The organism is Kribbella sp. NPDC048928, assembly GCF_043197975.1.
GTDB lineage: Bacteria > Actinomycetota > Actinomycetes > Propionibacteriales > Kribbellaceae > Kribbella.
The window spans coordinates 510,001-526,071 of sequence record NZ_JBICUC010000003.1 but is presented as its reverse complement, the minus strand read 5'-3'; the positions used below and the strand labels follow the sequence as shown (position 1 = coordinate 526,071).

General features: G+C 69.7%; 14 protein-coding genes. 3 read left to right on the top strand and 11 right to left on the bottom strand.

Annotated features, from left to right (window positions below):
• Positions 1 to 39: 39 nt before the first annotated feature.
• The 7 genes from ACGFI6_RS15925 to priA all read right to left on the bottom strand — a co-directional run bounded on the left by ACGFI6_RS15925 (position 40) and on the right by priA (position 8,270).
• Positions 40 to 495, bottom strand: a complete 456-nt coding sequence (locus ACGFI6_RS15925) for a MarR family winged helix-turn-helix transcriptional regulator (protein WP_393119034.1) — start codon at positions 493 to 495, stop codon at positions 40 to 42.
• A gap of 76 nt (positions 496 to 571) precedes the next feature.
• On the bottom strand, positions 572 to 1,333 hold the full coding sequence (gene hisF / locus ACGFI6_RS15920) for an imidazole glycerol phosphate synthase subunit HisF (RefSeq protein ID WP_393119032.1): 762 nt from the start codon (positions 1,331 to 1,333) through the stop codon (positions 572 to 574).
• A gap of 151 nt (positions 1,334 to 1,484) precedes the next feature.
• On the bottom strand, positions 1,485 to 2,417 hold the full coding sequence (locus tag ACGFI6_RS15915) for a lysophospholipid acyltransferase family protein (RefSeq protein WP_393119030.1): 933 nt from the start codon (positions 2,415 to 2,417) through the stop codon (positions 1,485 to 1,487).
• Entirely contained in the window at positions 2,417 to 3,997 is a 1,581-nt protein-coding gene (locus tag ACGFI6_RS15910; protein WP_393119028.1) for a lactate racemase domain-containing protein, read from the bottom strand. The genes ACGFI6_RS15915 and ACGFI6_RS15910 overlap by 1 nt, the downstream gene beginning before the upstream one ends.
• A 51-nt stretch (positions 3,998 to 4,048) precedes the next feature.
• Entirely contained in the window at positions 4,049 to 5,248 is a 1,200-nt protein-coding gene (locus ACGFI6_RS15905) for a zinc-binding dehydrogenase (protein ID WP_393119026.1), read from the bottom strand.
• Positions 5,245 to 7,536: an HAD-IB family hydrolase gene (locus ACGFI6_RS15900; protein WP_393119024.1), complete on the bottom strand. Its 2,292-nt coding sequence runs from the start codon at positions 7,534 to 7,536 to the stop codon at positions 5,245 to 5,247. The genes ACGFI6_RS15905 and ACGFI6_RS15900 overlap by 4 nt, the downstream gene beginning before the upstream one ends.
• Complete coding sequence (gene priA, locus ACGFI6_RS15895) at positions 7,533 to 8,270, bottom strand: bifunctional 1-(5-phosphoribosyl)-5-((5-phosphoribosylamino)methylideneamino)imidazole-4-carboxamide isomerase/phosphoribosylanthranilate isomerase PriA (protein ID WP_393119023.1); 738 nt, start codon at positions 8,268 to 8,270, stop codon at positions 7,533 to 7,535. The genes ACGFI6_RS15900 and priA overlap by 4 nt, the downstream gene beginning before the upstream one ends.
• A 121-nt stretch (positions 8,271 to 8,391) precedes the next feature.
• On the opposite strand from priA, the gene ACGFI6_RS15890 reads away from it, so the two are divergent.
• A complete protein-coding gene (locus ACGFI6_RS15890; protein ID WP_393119021.1) occupies positions 8,392 to 9,507 on the top strand; it encodes a cytochrome P450 in 1,116 nt (371 codons plus the stop codon).
• Here ACGFI6_RS15890 and ACGFI6_RS15885 read toward each other — a convergent pair.
• Together ACGFI6_RS15885 and ACGFI6_RS15880 are read right to left on the bottom strand one after the other, a co-directional pair.
• The gene (locus tag ACGFI6_RS15885) at positions 9,491 to 10,249 is read right to left on the bottom strand and encodes a class I SAM-dependent methyltransferase (RefSeq protein WP_393119019.1); all 759 of its coding nucleotides are present in this window, start codon (positions 10,247 to 10,249) and stop codon (positions 9,491 to 9,493) included. The two genes, ACGFI6_RS15890 and ACGFI6_RS15885, sit on opposite strands and share 17 nt — an antisense overlap.
• A 19-nt stretch (positions 10,250 to 10,268) precedes the next feature.
• Positions 10,269 to 11,045, bottom strand: coding sequence for a sulfite exporter TauE/SafE family protein (locus tag ACGFI6_RS15880; protein WP_393119017.1), 777 nt, complete (start codon positions 11,043 to 11,045; stop codon positions 10,269 to 10,271).
• A 90-nt stretch (positions 11,046 to 11,135) separates the two neighbouring features.
• On the opposite strand from ACGFI6_RS15880, the gene ACGFI6_RS15875 reads away from it, so the two are divergent.
• Together ACGFI6_RS15875 and ACGFI6_RS15870 are read left to right on the top strand one after the other, a co-directional pair.
• Entirely contained in the window at positions 11,136 to 11,528 is a 393-nt protein-coding gene (locus tag ACGFI6_RS15875; protein WP_393119015.1) for a YciI family protein, read from the top strand.
• A gap of 40 nt (positions 11,529 to 11,568) precedes the next feature.
• Positions 11,569 to 12,780: an RNA polymerase sigma factor gene (locus ACGFI6_RS15870; protein ID WP_393119013.1), complete on the top strand. Its 1,212-nt coding sequence runs from the start codon at positions 11,569 to 11,571 to the stop codon at positions 12,778 to 12,780.
• On the opposite strand, the gene ACGFI6_RS15865 is transcribed toward ACGFI6_RS15870, so the two are convergent.
• Both ACGFI6_RS15865 and ACGFI6_RS15860 read right to left on the bottom strand, forming a co-directional pair.
• Positions 12,744 to 14,129 (bottom strand): FAD-binding oxidoreductase, encoded by a 1,386-nt coding sequence (locus tag ACGFI6_RS15865; protein WP_393119011.1) that lies wholly within the window; start codon positions 14,127 to 14,129, stop codon positions 12,744 to 12,746. The genes ACGFI6_RS15870 and ACGFI6_RS15865 overlap by 37 nt on opposite strands.
• Positions 14,130 to 14,248: 119 nt before the next feature.
• Positions 14,249 to 16,012, bottom strand: coding sequence for a proline--tRNA ligase (locus ACGFI6_RS15860; protein ID WP_393119009.1), 1,764 nt, complete (start codon positions 16,010 to 16,012; stop codon positions 14,249 to 14,251).
• Positions 16,013 to 16,071: the final 59 nt, after the last annotated feature.

Below are 16,071 nucleotides of genomic sequence, written 5' to 3'. Positions count from 1 at the left end.
CCTCCGGCGCGGCCTCGTCGAGCCGGCCCGGTGTGAGCGTCAGCCGAGGTCTTCGTTGAGGCGGGCGAGGAGGCGGCCCAGGTCGGCCAGGTCAGTGGGGTTCCAGCGGTCCAGGATGGCGCGGAACTCGGTCTGGCGCTGGGTGCGCATCGCCTCGTAGCGTTCGGCGCCGACGGCGGTCAGGCGGAGCAGTCGCGCCCGGCCGTCGTCGGGGTCGCCGACGCGCTCGATCAGGCCGAGGTTCTCCAGCTGGGTGATGCCGCGGCTGACCGTCGACTTGTCGAGCCCGAGCATCTGCGCGACGTCCGACGCCCGCACCCCGGCGCCCGCGGCCGGCTCGATCTGTGAGATCAGCGCGTACCCGGCCGCGTCCATGTCGGGATGCACCCGTCGTGCCAGCCGCAACGACGCCGACCGCGACCGGCGAAAGAGCGCCGACATCTCCTGCTCGACCGCCGCGACCAGTACCTCAGAACGTTCCACCTGCATGCTCATCGACGTCCTCGCTTCGCTCCGGGCGCCGATGAGGCACGAGCGCGCAGTACTGTCTTGATGCCCTCGCTCCGCTCGGTCATCGGACCACGATCCCGGCGTCGCGGAGGGCCTTCTTCACGTCGGCGATGCGGAAGTCGCCGAAGTGGAAGACGCTGGCGGCGAGCACGGCATCGGCGCCGGCCTCGACCGCGGGCGGGAAGTGCTCCGGTGCCCCCGCTCCCCCGCTGGCGATCAGCGGTACGTCGACCACCGCGCGGACCGCCTTGATCAGCTCGAGGTCGAACCCCTGCTTCGTACCGTCGGCGTCCATCGAGTTCAGCAGGATCTCCCCCGCGCCCAGCTCGCAGCCGCGCTGCGCCCACTCGATCGCGTCGAGCCCGGCCGAGCGCCGTCCACCGTGGGTCGTCACCTCGAAACCGCTCGGCTGCTCCGCTGATCGCCGTACGTCGAGGGACAGCACCAGGACCTGGTTGCCGAACCGGTGCGCGATCTCGCCGATCACCTCGGGCCGCGCGATCGCGCCGGTGTTGATCCCGACCTTGTCCGCGCCCGCCCGCAGCAGCCGGTCCACGTCGGACGCCTCACGCACGCCGCCACCGACGGTCAACGGGATGAACACCTGCTCCGCGGTCCGGCGAACCACGTCGTACGTCGTCTCCCGCGACCCCGACGAGGCGGTGATGTCCAGGAACGTCAGCTCGTCGGCGCTCTCCGCGTCGTACACCTGAGCCATCTCCACCGGATCGCCCGCGTCCCGCAGATCGGCAAAGTTGACGCCCTTCACCACCCGCCCGGCATCAACGTCCAAACAAGGAATCACCCGCACGGCAAGACTCACGCCGCAAGCCTATCCCCCACCCCGAACCGCCCCGCGCCCCCAACCCGCGCACCCAGTGCGGGGCGTGAACAGGAACCGGGGGCCGACGACAGGCAATAGCCTGTTCCAGGCCCCCGGCGCGCCGGCCGAGCCCCAGCACCTGCGCCGCGTGCTACTTCCAGGCGCGGCGGCGGCCGTCGGTGGACTTCATGGGGCGGGTGGATTCCCAGACGCGGCGCCAGCGGGCGGCGTCGGGGCCGGTCTGGGCGGGTGAGGCGCCGATGGCGGCGCGCCGCCGCGACTCGTACCAAGTGGTGCTTTCCTCGTCGAGCAACGCCGACACCGCGGCGGCGATGCGCGGCGCGAAGTCGCGGGCGCTCTCGCCTTCAGCGGGACGCAGCGGATCGCCGTACCGGACGTGCACCGCCGGGCGACCCGGCACCGGCCAGCCGCGGCCGCGCGGCATCGCGGCGAACGAACCCTTGATGCCGACCGGGATGATCGGTACGTCGTGCTCGACGGCGAGGTACGCGGCGCCCATCCGGAACCGCTGCACCCAGCCGTCCGGCGAGCGCGTCCCCTCCGGGAACACGACGACGTTCCACCCGTCCGCGAGCAGATCGCCCGGCGTCGAGCTCATCTTGCCGCCACGACGCTCGATCGGGAACGTGTTGAACACGATCGCCGACCCGGCCGCCCGCCACCAGGTGTCGAAGAAGTAGTCCGCCGCGGCCGCGAACGCCGTCCGGCGACGCATCGCGTCCGGCAGCGACAGCAGCAGCAACGGGGTGTCGAGGTGCGAGGAGTGGTTCGCGACGATGATCGCCGGCCCGTCGAGCTTGAGCAGCGAGTCCAGGCCGCTGACCTGCGGGCTGACCTCGAAGTTCAGGACGGCGTTCAGCGGACCCTTCTGGAGCATGTCGCGGACGGCGATCGCGGCCGGCGTCCGCGCCCACCGGGTCGGGAAGACCGCGGACTCCTTCGGGATCACGTACGGCTCGGCCGACCGCGGCACCTGCGGCCGCCGGCCCCACCGCCACCCGCGCGCGACCTGCTTCACGTCCCGCGCGGTGTCGCGGCCGAACTTCACCAGGCTGGTCCCCATCAGCGCACGTCCGCGAGCAGGTGCGGCGGGTTGTGCAGGTACGTGATCGAGGGCGACCGGCCGACCGAGTGGCTGACCATCTCGAGCGCGTCCTGCAGCGTCGACGCGGACCGGAAGCCCATCCGCTCGACGGTCTTGCGGTTGCCGCCGACCCAGACGATGTCGCCGCAGTGGTCGAGCGCGTGCGAGATCCAGTACCACATGTAGAACGGGTGCACGCCGTGGTACGCGTACGACGTCCGGTACAGGTGGATGTACCACGGGTCCTCGGCGTACTGCTTCTCGAACTTCGCCTCGATCGTCGCCGGGTCGGTGCTCTCCGAGAGCACCTCCTCGAAGAAGTCCACGTACGACGGGTGGTGCAGCTGACTGAACTCGTAGTCCACCGGGTGGTACAGGATCACCGCACCGTCCTTCCGGACGACCGGGTTCCCGCGGTAGGAGTTGAAGTAGTACCCGAGCCCCATGCAGGCGGCCAGGATCGGGTTCATCACCGAGTTCACGTTGTACGGGCCGATGAACGGCACGCCCATGATCGCGACGTCGGACTGGCCCTGGACCTCGACCAGGTGCTGGCGGTGCACCGCCTCGATGGTCTTCTCGTGCACCGGCTCGATCGACCCGGCGTTGATCCCGGTCAGGCCGTAGTTCGACCGGGTGTCGGTGAAGATCTTGTGCCGCAGCTTGCCCGGCGCGACGTCCAGCCCGCGCTTGGCCGCCAGGAACGACGCCTGGTCCTTGATCGACCACTCCCACTCGCGCTTCTGCAGGAACTCCAGCGGCCCGCCGAAGATGTCGTTGTTCAGCGTGGTCTCGATCTGGAAGACCTTGACGTGCTGGGTCAGCACCTCACCCATCCGCCAGGCGGAGTGGTGCATCTTCGAGGCCTTGTGGTCCATGAACGACCGCGAGTGGATCATCGTGTGGCTGTTGTGGTGGTGCTTCAGCGACTTGTACGACGCCAGGCCGATCGAGGTGGACTTGTGGCCACCGTCCATCGCCACCAGGTTCACGTTCACGTACACGAGCAGGTCGGACTCGGCCGCCCGCTTGGAGATCTCCACGTCCTCGCCGTGCCGGGTCTGGCCCAGGTGGGTGAGGTTGTCGCGGTCCTCGGCGTCGAAGTTGTAGAGCTTCCCCTCCGGGAAGAACGACCGGAAGACCCGCTCGCCGACGATCTCGCGCAGCTCGTTCGGGGTCAGGCGGCGGTGCAGCGCGTTCGCCGAGATCAGCTCGACGTCGTCGACACCGGCCTGCGCGGCGAGCTCGAGGACCGCCTCGATCACGCGCTGCCGGATGTCCGGCTTCTTCATCGGGGGCAGCGGCAGCGAGATGTCGTCGAACGCGATCGTCAGCCGCATGCCCGGGCGCAGCAGCTCGGGCAGCGGCTCGGACTCGATCGGGTTCAGCAGCGCGTTCTGGATCGCCTCGTCGACGTCGCGGACCGCGGGCAGCGCCTCCGGCGGGTACACGACGCGGGTGCCGTGCGGGAACCGCTCCAGCAGGAAGCCCTCACCGTTGTGTACGAGCAGCGGCGGCGTCCGGTCGTCCACCTCGAGCACGAAACCTGGACGGGACATGTCAGAACCTCTCTCGTCGTACGTGCTGCGTTGTCAAACTTGTCGTTGCTTTCATGAGGCCCTCACATCGAATGCGACCTTGACTGTTCCCAGTCGGCCGGCGGAGTGCGCATGGTCGAGCGCCTCACGCCAGCGGTAGAGCGGATAGCGGGCTCCGACGATCCCGTCCAGCGGGGCGCGGCCGGCCAGCTCCAGCGCGGTCTCGAACGCCGGGCGGCCGTTCGGCTCCTCGCGCGCGGAGGCGTACGTACCGGTGACCTCGAGCTCGCGGAACCACACCGGCGACAGGTCGGCGCCACTGGCCGGCATCCCGGACAGGACGACCCGGCCGCCGGCCTTGGTGACCCGCAGGACGGTGTCGATCGAGTCCTTGCTGCCGACCGCGTCGACCGCGACGTCGACACCGCCGAGCAGGAACTCGGGCGCCCCGAACTCTGGCTTCAGCCGGAACGCACCGGTTGCCCGCCGGACGCCGCGGAACACCTCGTCCGGCGCGACCACGTCGCTGGCCCCGAACGCCCGGGCAAGCTCACGCTGCTTCGGGTGCTTGGCGACCACGGTGATCCGGCCGGCCTGGGTCAGCTCGCGCAGCGCCAGCGTCGCGAACAGGCCGACCGCGCCGGCTCCGCTCACGAGCACCGACTGCCCCGGCTCCACCTTGGCCCGCAGCGCGGAGTGCACCGCGCCCGCCAACGGCTCCACCAGTACGGCGCGCTCGTCCGACATCCCGTCCGGTACGGCGTAGAGCTGACTGCGGTGCGCGACGAGCAGATTGCCCCAGCCGCCACCGGTGTCCTGGCAGAACCCGGTCTGCAGACCCGGCGCGACATGGCCGACCGTGATCCGGTCGCACCGGTTGGTGTTGCCGGACACGCAGCCCGCGCACGGTTCGACGCCGCGCGCCGCGCAGGTCAGGACGCTGTCCATCACCACGCGGGTGCCCTTCGGCAGGTCCTCGCAGTCGTCGAGCAGTTCGCCGACGATCTCGTGCCCGGGTACGAACGGCATCGACACCACGGCGGAGAAGTACAGCTTGGTCGAACCGGTCACCATGCCGAGGTCGGAGCCGCAGATCCCGGACAGGATCGGCCGGATCCGCGCCCAGCCGTCCCGGTCGGCCTTCGGCTCGTTGATCGTGACGAGGCGCAGCGGCGCGGCCGGTCCGGTCAGCATGCCGGGGATCCGGCCGCCGACCGCCTTGGCCGCCAGGAACTTGGCCGGCGACCGGTACATCTCGAGAGCGAGCATCATCGTGCGTTCACCCCAGGGAGCTCCAGACGGGACGGCGTGGACGAGGTCTTCCAGTCGACGATCTGCCAGCGCGCGGCCCGGGCGGCCCGGAACAGCGACACGTCCGGCGAGACCGCGACCGGGTTACCGACCGTCGCCAGCATCGGGAGATCCGAGTGGCTGTCGGCGTAGGCGTACGACTTGGACAGGTCGATGCCGGTCTGCCGCGCGTGGTGCTTGATCCACGCGGCCCGCGACTCACCGACCAGCGGCGGACCGGACAGGAAGCCGGTGCAGCGACCGCGGTCGTCGACCGCCAGCTCGGCCGCGACGATCTCGTCGAACAGCGGCTCCAGCGGACGCGTCAACGGCCGTACGGCGCCGGTGATCAGGATCGTCTTGTGCCCGGCCGCGCGGTGCTCGCGGATCCGCCGCACGGCGGCACCGCTCAATCGTTCGAGCACGTGCTCGGCGAGGATCTCGTCGACGATCTGGTTCAGCTCCTCCAGCTCCGCGCCGGCGTAGCGGCGGTAGATCGTCCGGAGGAACGTGCCGCGGTCCTTGCGTTCGGCGGCGATCAGCTTCGGCAGCTTGCGGAGCATCGCCCCGACCTCACCGAAGCGCTGCGGACCGTCCAGCTCCGGCAGCCGCATCCACAGGTAGGTCTCGATCACGTTCGAGGACAGCAGCGTGCCGTCCATGTCGAACGCCGCGATCACCTTGGACTCCGACGACGGCTCGACCTTCTTCAGGACGCCGGCGGCCTCGGCGAGCGCCTTGTTCCGCTTCTTCCGGACGACGTCCAGGCGGCGCATCGACTCGGTGACGCTCGGGCAGTGCACTTCCTGCACGTAGTGCTGCCAGTCGACGACCGAGGTGTCGCAGGCGAACTTCTCCCGGTCGTCGCCTTCGAGCGCGTTGTGCAACGCGAGCACGTTGTCGTCGATGAACTGCAGTTCGGCCTGCGCGTACTCGGAGTACAGGTCCATGTAACGGCGCAGGAAGTCGATGCGGCGCTTCTGTACGTCCAGTTCGCGGGCGTACTTACGAACGCGCTCGCTGCGCGGGACCGTGGTGATGATCCGGTCCGCGATCTTGTGCGCCTTCTCGCCGTACCGCAGCATCGTCTCGACCGAGTCGCCGCCGGGGAACTTCCACACCGGCAGCCGGACCGCGCCGCGCTCACCCAGGTCGAACGGGTGCTTGGAGAAGTACTCGCGGATCCCGGTGTACAGCTGCTCGAAGGTCAACGGGTTCCGGGCGCCGGAGCCGATGTGGTAGTACTCCGGCTTGCTCAGCTCGGGCTCGGTCGCCATCACCGCGCAGATCGCGCCGACGACGTGGTCGACGGCGACGATTTCGATCACCGAGTCCGGACTGGCGGGGAACTCGGGCAGCTCGCCGCGGCCGTAGGCGAGGATCAACGGCTCGGCCATCTTGAAGCCCTCGATCCAGCCCGGGTGCGGGCTCTGCACCGCGGACTCGATGATGGCCGGCCTGACGATCGAGGTCGGCAGCGTCGACGCGAACTCCTCGACGACGCGTTCGCCGAGCGCCTTCGTGAACGTGTAGCAGTCGGTCCAGCCGAGGCTGCGGGCGCGCTCGGTGCCGGTCTCGACGAGCCGCTTCGCGACCCATTCGGTCCGGCGCCGTTCGGTGTCGGCCGCGGCGGTCAGGTGACCGGCACGGCGGTGCAGCTTCTCGGCCTCCTTGCGGAACTTCGCCAGCATCGGCGCCGACCGGGACTGCTCCTCGACGCGGGCCTTCATCGCCATCCCGGCCTCGGCCTCGGCGCGCCAGTCGACGAAGTGGTCGACCGGCGCCTCCGGGATCGCGCCGCGCCTACGGCCGGCCGTGTACGCGGTGGAGATGTGCACGTAATGAACCGGTCGCTGTGTTTCTACGATGCGCTCGAGCAGGCTCTTGGTGCCGAGCACGTTGGTCGTGAACGCCTCGTGGATCGGCGGGTCGAAGCTCACGTCGCCGGCGCAGTGCACGACGATGTCGAGATCCTTCGGCAGTTCCGGTACGTCGGACAGGTCGCCGTTGATCACGTGGATCCGGGCCGCGCTGAGCGCCTCGGCGTCCGCGTACGGAGTGCCCTCGCCGTAGAACGGCTTGAAGATGTCCTTCTTCAGCAGCTGCGCCATCCGGTCGGTACCGGACAGCGAACCCTTCGGGCGGATGATCGCGGCCACGGTCGTACCGGGCAGGTCGCCGATGATCCGGTGCAGCAGGGCCTCACCGACGAATCCGGTGACGCCGGTGACCAGGACCTTCTTGTCCTTGAGCTTGTCGGCCAGACTCACTTGTCGCCTCCACGCGTGAGCTCGAGTGCCTCGGTCAGGGTGAACGCACCGGCGTACAGCGCCTTGCCGACGATGACGCCCTCGACGCCTTGGTCCACCAACGTGCTGAGTGCCTTGAGGTCGTCCAGGCTGGAGACACCACCGGACGCGACGATCGGCTTGTCCGTCCGCGCGCACAAGTCGCGGTACAGGTCCAGGTTCGGGCCCTGGAGCATGCCGTCCTTGGTGACGTCGGTGACCACGTACCGCTCGCAGCCGGCCGCCTCGAGCCGGGCGAGCACCTCGTACAGGTCGCCGCCTTCCTTGGTCCAGCCGCGGGCCGCCAGCGTCCGGCCGCGGACGTCCAGACCGATCGCCACCCGGTCGCCGTACTGCTGGATGATCCGGTCGCACCACTCCGGGTCCTCGAGCGCGGCGGTGCCGATGTTCACCCGGCGGGCGCCGGTCGCGAGCGCGGCGGCCAGCGAGTCGTCGTCGCGGATACCGCCGGACAGCTCGACCTGGACGTCGAGCTTGCCGGTCACCTCGGCGAGCAGTTCGCGGTTGCTGCCGCGGCCGAACGCGGCGTCCAGATCGACCAGGTGGATCCAGTCCGCCCCGGCCTCCTGCCACGCCATCGCCGCCGCCAGCGGATCGCCGTACGACGTCTCGCTGCCGGCCTCGCCCTGCACCAGCCGAACCGCCTGCCCGTCCGCCACATCGACGGCAGGCAGCAGCACCAGGTTGTCTGACATGGGCCACACCCTAGAGGGCTTAGCTGAGAGATCCGTAACCTGGATGGCTCCTGAGTCGTTTGAAATCGATCTGTCTCAGCAATACCAGTAGCGTCAATGGTATTACGCTTAGGCTAGCCCCGTGGTGACCCTCGAAGAGCTCGCGAACGACCCCCATCCGGCACTCGCGGAGATCCGCCCGATCGGCTGGATCGAGGCCCTGAACTCGTGGGTCGTCACCGGTCGCGCTCTTGCGGTGCAGGTGTTGCGTGACCCGGCGACCTTCACCGTCGACGACCCGCGGTTCTCGACCGCACAGGTCGTCGGGCCGTCGATGCTGTCCCTGGACGGCAACCCACACAAGGCACACCGCGACCCCTTCGAGTCCCCCTTCGGCCTGGCCGAAACCCGTCGCCGCTTCACCGAGCCGGTCCGCCGGACGGTGCAGGACCTGATGTCCGCCACCTCGCAAGGCTCGGCCGATCTTCGAACGGCGTTGGCGGGTCCGTTGTCGGTTGCTGTGGTGGCGTACTCGCTGGGTCTTCCACCCGCGTCTGCACCCACCGTCCTGGGTTGGTACTCCGCGATCTCCGACTCGGTGTCCGGTGTCTCGGCGGGCCGACCCGTCACGGACGCCGGCTCCGCGGCCTTCGCCGAACTGCACCGGCATGTTGCCTCGGGCATCGGCTCGGGCGACTCGCTGCTTGCCACCGCCGCGCACGCCGGCCTCGGTGTGGATGAAGTGGTCGCGAACGCCGCGGTACTGATGTTCGGCGGCATCGAGACCACCGAGGGCATGATCACCAACGCGCTCTGGCACCTGCTCACGCACCGCGACCAGCTCGACCTGGTCCTCGCCGACCCGTCCCTGCTCGCGAACGCGATGGAGGAGTCGCTCCGCCTCGAACCGGCCGCTGCGGTCGTCGACCGCTACGCCACCCGCGACGTCGAGCTCGCCGGCCGGCAGCTCCGCCGCGGCGACATGGTGACGGTCTCGCTGGCCGGCGCGGGCCGCGATCCGGAGGTGTTCGAGTCCCCGGACGACTTCGACGTACGACGCGCGAACGCCCGCCGCCATCTCGCGTTCGCGAGCGGCCCGCACATCTGCCTCGGCATGCACCTCACCCGCCTCGAAACGCTGACCGCACTCGAAGCGGCCCTCGCGCTGCCCGGCCTGCGCCTGGCGCCCGACTCGCCGCCGCCGTACGGCCTCGTCTTCCGCAAGAAGACCGCGCTCGACGTCACCTGGGACGGGTAAGCACCAGCGTCGACGCAGAGTACACCGGCATCGCCCGATCCGGATCCCGCTCCGCGTCCGCGGCGAACCGCGCGAACCCGGCCTCCAGCTCGTCGGCCGGCAGGTGCTCGAACGTCGACAACGCCCGCACACTGAGCCGCTCGTACCGCTGCCGCAGCGTCCGCGGCTCCTCGGCCGTGAGCTGCACGACGTCCGCGCCCGGCTCCAGGCCCGCCTCGACGGCGAGCGCCTTCGTCTCCTCCACCGGCAGGTACATCGCGGCGTCGACCGCGCGCGCCGACGGGAAGTACTCGTACCAGAACAGGTCCGGCATCAGGTCCGAGAACTGGGTCCGGAGCAACGCCACGCCCCCGAGCCGCAGCACCCGGCGCACCTCGCGAAGCCCCTGCACCGGATCCATCCAGTGGTGGAACGTCAGGAACATCAGCACCACGTCAACCGAGGCCTCAGGCAACGGAATCTCTTCGGCACTGCCCTTCAGGTACGTCACGCCAGGATGCGGCACCTGCTCGGCTGCCGCGCGCATCCGGTCCGCCGGCTCGACGCCGTACACCTGCCCCTGGAACTCGACCGCCAGTCCGGGAGTGAGCCGCCCGGTGCCGCAGCCGAGATCCAGTACGTCGAGCGGCCGCCGCTCCGGCACGTACGCCGCGAACGCCCCGGTCCACCGCGCGACCTCCGCGGACGAGATCCCCCGGCCCTCGACGTAAACACTGCCCATCCGACCGTCGTAGTCGACCATGACACCCACCCTAGGTGAGTCAGGCGAAGAACACGTCGTACGCGAGCCGCAGGATCAAGGCGGACACCACAACCAGGAAGATCGCCCGGACGAACCGGCTGCCGCGGGCGACCGCCGTCCGGGCGCCGAGCAGACCACCGAGCATGTTGGCCGCACCCATGATCAGGCCGAGACCCCACAGCGGTGCGCCGCTCAGCGCGAACACCGCGATCGCGGCCAGGTTGGTGGCCACGTTGGCGATCTTGGCCTTCGCGCTCGCCTGCAGGAAGTTGTAGCCGAGCAGTCCGACGAGCGCGAAGATCAGGAACGAACCGGTCCCGGGGCCGACCGCGCCGTCGTAGAAGCCGATCAGTACGCCGACACCGCCGGCCGCGAGGTAGTGGTTCCGGCCGTCGAAGCGGAGTGCCGTCCGGGCGCCCAGCGACGGCTTCATCGCGGTGTAGATCGCGACCAGTACGAGCAGCACCAGCACGATCGGCTTGAACCAGGACATCGGGATCCGGGTCGCCACCACTGCACCGGCCGCGGCGCCGACCCCGGCGAGGACCGCCAGCGGCAGTACGGTTCGCCGGTCCGGACGCACCTTGACACCGAACGTGATCGCGCTGGTCGACGTACCGAACAACGACGAGATCTTGTTCGTGGACAGGATCTGCGCCGGTGACGCGTTCGGCAGGCCGAGCAGCATCGCGGGCAGTTGCAGCAGACCGCCACCGCCGACGACCGCGTCGATCCACCCGGCCGCGAAGGCCGCGATCACCAGGAACAGCAAGGTCAGCAACGAAACGTCAGGCACAGGCTCCGATGATCAGGTAAGGGCGTAGTACAGCTCAACCCTTACGCCGCCTGATGAGAGCTATGACACCTGATCCGGGAGAATGGCGGGGTGAAGTTCCTACTGCTGATCCACAACAACGTCGAAGCACTCAAGGGTTTCACCGAGCAGCAGCTCGTGGAGCTGTCCGGCGGCCGCGAAAACATCGCCGAGCTGGCCCGCAACCTGCTGGCGACCGGCGAACTGGTGTCGGTCCTGGGTCTCGAAGAGCCCGGCCGGCCGACGGAGAACGTCCAGCTCGTCGGTGGTACGCCGGTCGTGTCGGACCGGCCGTTGCTGGAGACCAAGGAGTACCTCGCCGGCGCGATGGTGCTGAACTGCGCGTCGCCGGAGCGGGCGCTGGAGATCGCGGCGATGATCCCGCTCGTACAGTTCCGGCGCGTCGAGTTCCGGGAGATCCGGCTCGACCAGGACGACTTCCTCGCGGAACTCGATGGTGCGTGACCGGGTGCTGACCGGGTGCTGACCGACCGATGACTGACCGATGACTGACACCGAGGCCGCGATCCGGGCCGCCGCGCCGCGCGCGCTCGCGGCGCTCGTCCGGCGGTACGACGCGTTCGACCAGTGCGAGGACGCGGTCCAGGAGGCGCTGCTGGAGGCGTTCGTACGCTGGCGCGAGAACGGCGTACCGGAGCAGCCGATCGGCTGGCTGATCAGCGTGGCGTCGCGCCGGATGATGGACGGCTGGCGGCGGGACAACGCTCGGCGGCAGCGCGAGGTGAACGACTTCCTGCGCGCGGCCGACCCGGATCCTGAGGACTACCACGAGGACTCCGACGACACCGTACGGCTGCTTGTGCTGTGCTGCCATCCGGCGCTGACTGCCGCGTCGCAGATCGCGCTCACGCTGCGATCGGTCGGCGGCCTCACGACCGCGGAGGTCGCTGCCGCGCTGCTCGTCAGCGAGTCGACCGTGGCGCAGCGCATCAGTCGGGCGAAGCGGTTGATCGCGGGCGCCCGCTTCGAGCTGCCGACAGCCGAGGAGTACGACCTACGTCTGCGCGCGGTACTGCAGGTGCTCTACCTGATCTTCAACGAGGGTCACACGGCCAGCGCCGGGGACGAGCTGCAGCGGGTGGACCTCGTCGCCGAGGCTCTACGGATCACGCGGCTGCTGCAGCAGGCCGTCGGCGGAGCGGGCGAGGTCGCCGGGCTGCTCGCGCTGATGATCCTCACGCACGCCCGGCGCGATGCCCGGACCGGGCCTGGCGGAGACCTGATCCCCGCAGATCGGCAGGACCGCACCCGCTGGTACGCCGACGAGATCGCCGAAGGCACTCGCCTGGTCGAGGAGGCACTGCGTTCGGGCGCTGTCGGCCCGTACCAGCTGGAGGCGGCGATCGCGGCCGTCCACAGCGAGGCCGACTCGGTCGAGACCACCGACTGGGAACAGATCGCCGGCCTCTACCGGATCCTCGAACGCGTCGACCCGAGCCCGATGGTGACGCTCGGCAAGGCCGTCGCGGTCGCGATGACCGACGGCCCCGACGCCGGGATCGCGATCGTCGAACGTCTGGCCGACGACCGCTACCTCGGGGACCACCACCGCCGGCTGTCGGTGCTCGCCCACCTCCACGAGCTCGCCGGCCGCCCGGACCAGGCCCGCTCGAACTACCTCGCGGCGCTCGAACGGACCCGGAACGCGGCCGAGCAGAACTATCTCCGCGACCGCATCGCCCACCTCATCAAGTGACGCCGGCCGCCGGTCCACTCGGGCCGCGGCGGGACCGTCAGCGCGCTTCGGAACACATGACCCGGGTCGACCGACTGCTTAAGAGCGGCCAGCCGCTTGCGGTGGGCTTCCGGGTAACAGGCGTCCAGGTCGGCGTCGGTCGGGTCGGACAGGAAGTTCAGGTAGGCACCGTCCGGCCGCAACGACCGCCACATCGCATCGAACGCCTTGGGCTGCGTGCCTTGCTGCTCGGGCGAGCCCATCAGCACCGAGTTGACCATGAAGCGCGCGTCACGGTGCGCGAACGCGGTGGCGTCCGCGGGCATCGCGCCGTACGCACCACCGAGCGCGCGGATCTCGATCGCCAGTCCGGGGATCTCCGGGCGGGCCTCGAGCAGCCGGCGGCCGACGTCCGGCGACCACGTGTTGAAGAAGCCGTTACGGATCCGCGGACGCCACTCCGACGGCATCGACATGTCGCTGAACACCTCGGCGTACGGGACCTCTACGACCTTCTCGGTCAGCAGCGAGCCGAGGTGCCGCAGCGGCTCAAGAGCAGCATCCACGTCCCCGGTCACACACACCATCACGGCGACCGGGACCTGCCGGTCGGCCATCATCGTCGGCGCCAACTGCAGCGAGGACGTGAGCTCCTCGGGCGCGTCGGCCATGTACTCCGCCCAGCCCGCCAGCACCTGCTCCGCCTGCGTGCACGGGTAGAGGAGCGTGCCGAAGTGCACGGTTGGCTGGCGTACGGCCCTGATGTCGTACGACGTGACGACACCGAGCCCGCCTGCTGCGCCACGCAGGCCCCAGAACAATTCCGGCTCGGTGACGGCGTCGACTCGGCGTACTGCACCGTCTGCGGTCACCACCTCGGCGCCGACGACGTTGTCGATCGCCAGCCCGTGCTTGCGAACCATCCAGCCGATCCCGCCGCCGGCCATCAACCCCCCGACGCCGACGCTCGCGGTGTCGCCGGACGAGATCGCCAGACCGGTCTTGCCCAGCCGCTCGGCGACCCGTCCCCAGGTCGCACCGGTGCCGACCCGAACCACGTCGTCGGGCAGCAGCCGGACCTGGTCCATCGGGCGTACGTCGATCATCACGCCACCGTCGTTCGTGCCGAATCCGGCCGCCTGATGGCCGCCGCTCCGGACCGCGATCGGGAGATCGTGCGCCTCGGCGTACCGCAACGCCTCGACCACGTCCTTCGCGCCCGCGCACCGAACCACCAGCCGCGGACTGCCCTCGGACATCATCACCCGGGCCGCCTCCGGGTATCCGGGATCCCCGTCGACGAGCACCTCCCCCAGCACCGCCGCGCGCAACACGTCGATCCCGCGGCCTGTCACCACAGATTCCGCCATCGCCAACTCCTCGCATCCCGACGCCCCCTCAGGCGCCACACCCAGGGATCGAAGCGAGCAAGCATTCCTCGACACCACCCACCGAACTAATTTCGGCGGGTGCTGTCGAGCGGGCTGGTTCAGCCGCGGACGGCGGTGACCAGGTGGTCTACGACGTCGGCGACCGGGACGTCCGTACGGTCGCCCGACCGACGGTCCTTGACCTCGATGGTGCCGTCGGCAAGACCCTTGCCGACCACGGCGATGGTCGGGACGCCGATCAGCTCGGCATCCTTGAACTTCACGCCCGGCGACACCTTCTCGCGGTCGTCGTAGATCACGCTGAGGCCGCGGGCCTCCAGCTCTGCGGCGAGCTCGGCGGCCTTCTCGAACACCGCGGAGTCCTTGCCGGTGGCAACCAGGTGGACGTCGGCCGGCGCGATCTCGCGCGGCCAGACCAGGCCGAACTCGTCGTGGTTGCCTTCCGCGACGGCCGCGACCGCGCGGGTCACACCGACGCCGTACGACCCCATGGTGACCGTGACGAGCTTGCCGTTCTGGTCCAGGACCTTGAGGTCGAGCGCGTCGGCGTACTTGCGGCCGAGCTGGAAGATGTGGCCCATCTCGATGCCGCGCGCGCTCTCCAGCGCGCCCGAACCGTCCGGCGCCTGGTCGCCGTCGCGCACCTCGGCGGCCTGGATCGTGCCGTCCGCGGTGAAGTCCCGGCCGTGCACCAGGTTGACGACGTGGAACCCGGCCTTGTCCGCACCGGTCACCCACGCCGACCCCTCGGCCACCCGCGGGTCCAGCAGGTACCGGATGCCGGACGCCTTGTCCTTGCCGAGCACGCCGGGGCCGATGTAGCCCTTGGCCAGCGACGGGTGCTTCTCGAAGTCGGCCTCCTCGAACGCCGCCACCTCGGCGGGCTCGACCTGTGCGCCGAGCCGCTTCTCGTCGATCGCGCGGTCGCCGGGAACGCCGATCGCCAGCGGCTCGCGGGTGCCGTCCGGGTGCACCAGCATCACGAGCACGTTCTTCAGCGTGTCAGCGGCGGTCCACTCGCGGTCGTCGGTGCGCGCGTGCTTCGCGTTCAGCGATTCGACCACGGAGTCGATGGTCGGCGTGTCCGGGGTGTCCACGACCTCGGCGGCCCGTACGCCGGACGCGTCGACCGGCGCCGCCTGCGGCACCACGACCGCCTCGACGTTCGCCGCGTACCCGCCCGGGGAGCGGACGAAGGTGTCCTCGCCGTTCTCCGCGATCGCCAGGAACTCCTCGGACCGGGACCCACCCATCGCACCGGCCATGGCCTGCACGATCACGTAGTCGAAGCCGAGCCGGTCGAAGATCTTGATGTACGCCTTGCGGTGCAGCTCGTACGACGCCGCGAGGCCGTCGTCGTCGACATCGAAGGAGTACGAGTCCTTCATCACGAACTCGCGCCCGCGCAGCACACCGGCCCGCGGCCGCGCCTCGTCGCGGTACTTGTTCTGGATCTGGTAGATCGACAGCGGGAGGTCCTTGTACGACGAGTACAGGTCCTTCACCACCAGGGTGAACATCTCCTCGTGCGTCGGCCCGAGCAGCATGTCGGCGCCCTTGCGGTCCTTCATCCGGAAGATGTTCGGCCCGTACTCGGTCCAGCGGCCGGTGGCCTCGTACGGCTCGCGGGGCAGCAGCGCCGGGAACGCCAGCTCCTGCGCGCCGATCGCGTCCATCTCCTCACGGACGATCGTCTCGATGTTCCGCAGGACGCGCAGGCCGAGCGGCAGCCAGGTGTAGATGCCGGGCGCGGCACGGCGGATGTAGCCGGCGCGGACGAGCAGCTTGTGGCTCGGGACCTCCGCGTCCGCCGGGTCCTCGCGAAGGGTGCGGAGGAACAACGACGACATACGCAAAATCACGGGAGTCTCCCAGCGTGCAAGATCGGAATCAGGGACGTCACAGAGAATATCGGTCCGGT

Bases quoted from the DNA above. Each gene is read 5' to 3' on its own strand.
- priA (WP_393119023.1), bottom strand. From the start codon at position 8,270: ATGTCAGACAACCTGGTGCTGCTGCCTGCCGTCGATGTGGCGGACGGG.
- ACGFI6_RS15910 (WP_393119028.1), bottom strand. From the start codon at position 3,997: ATGTCCCGTCCAGGTTTCGTGCTCGAGGTGGACGACCGGACGCCGCCG.
- ACGFI6_RS15870 (WP_393119013.1), top strand. From the start codon at position 11,569: ATGACTGACACCGAGGCCGCGATCCGGGCCGCCGCGCCGCGCGCGCTC.
- ACGFI6_RS15865 (WP_393119011.1), bottom strand. From the start codon at position 14,129: ATGGCGGAATCTGTGGTGACAGGCCGCGGGATCGACGTGTTGCGCGCG.
- ACGFI6_RS15905 (WP_393119026.1), bottom strand. From the start codon at position 5,248: ATGATGCTCGCTCTCGAGATGTACCGGTCGCCGGCCAAGTTCCTGGCG.
- ACGFI6_RS15925 (WP_393119034.1), bottom strand. From the start codon at position 495: ATGAGCATGCAGGTGGAACGTTCTGAGGTACTGGTCGCGGCGGTCGAG.
- ACGFI6_RS15915 (WP_393119030.1), bottom strand. From the start codon at position 2,417: ATGGGGACCAGCCTGGTGAAGTTCGGCCGCGACACCGCGCGGGACGTG.
- ACGFI6_RS15885 (WP_393119019.1), bottom strand. From the start codon at position 10,249: ATGGTCGACTACGACGGTCGGATGGGCAGTGTTTACGTCGAGGGCCGG.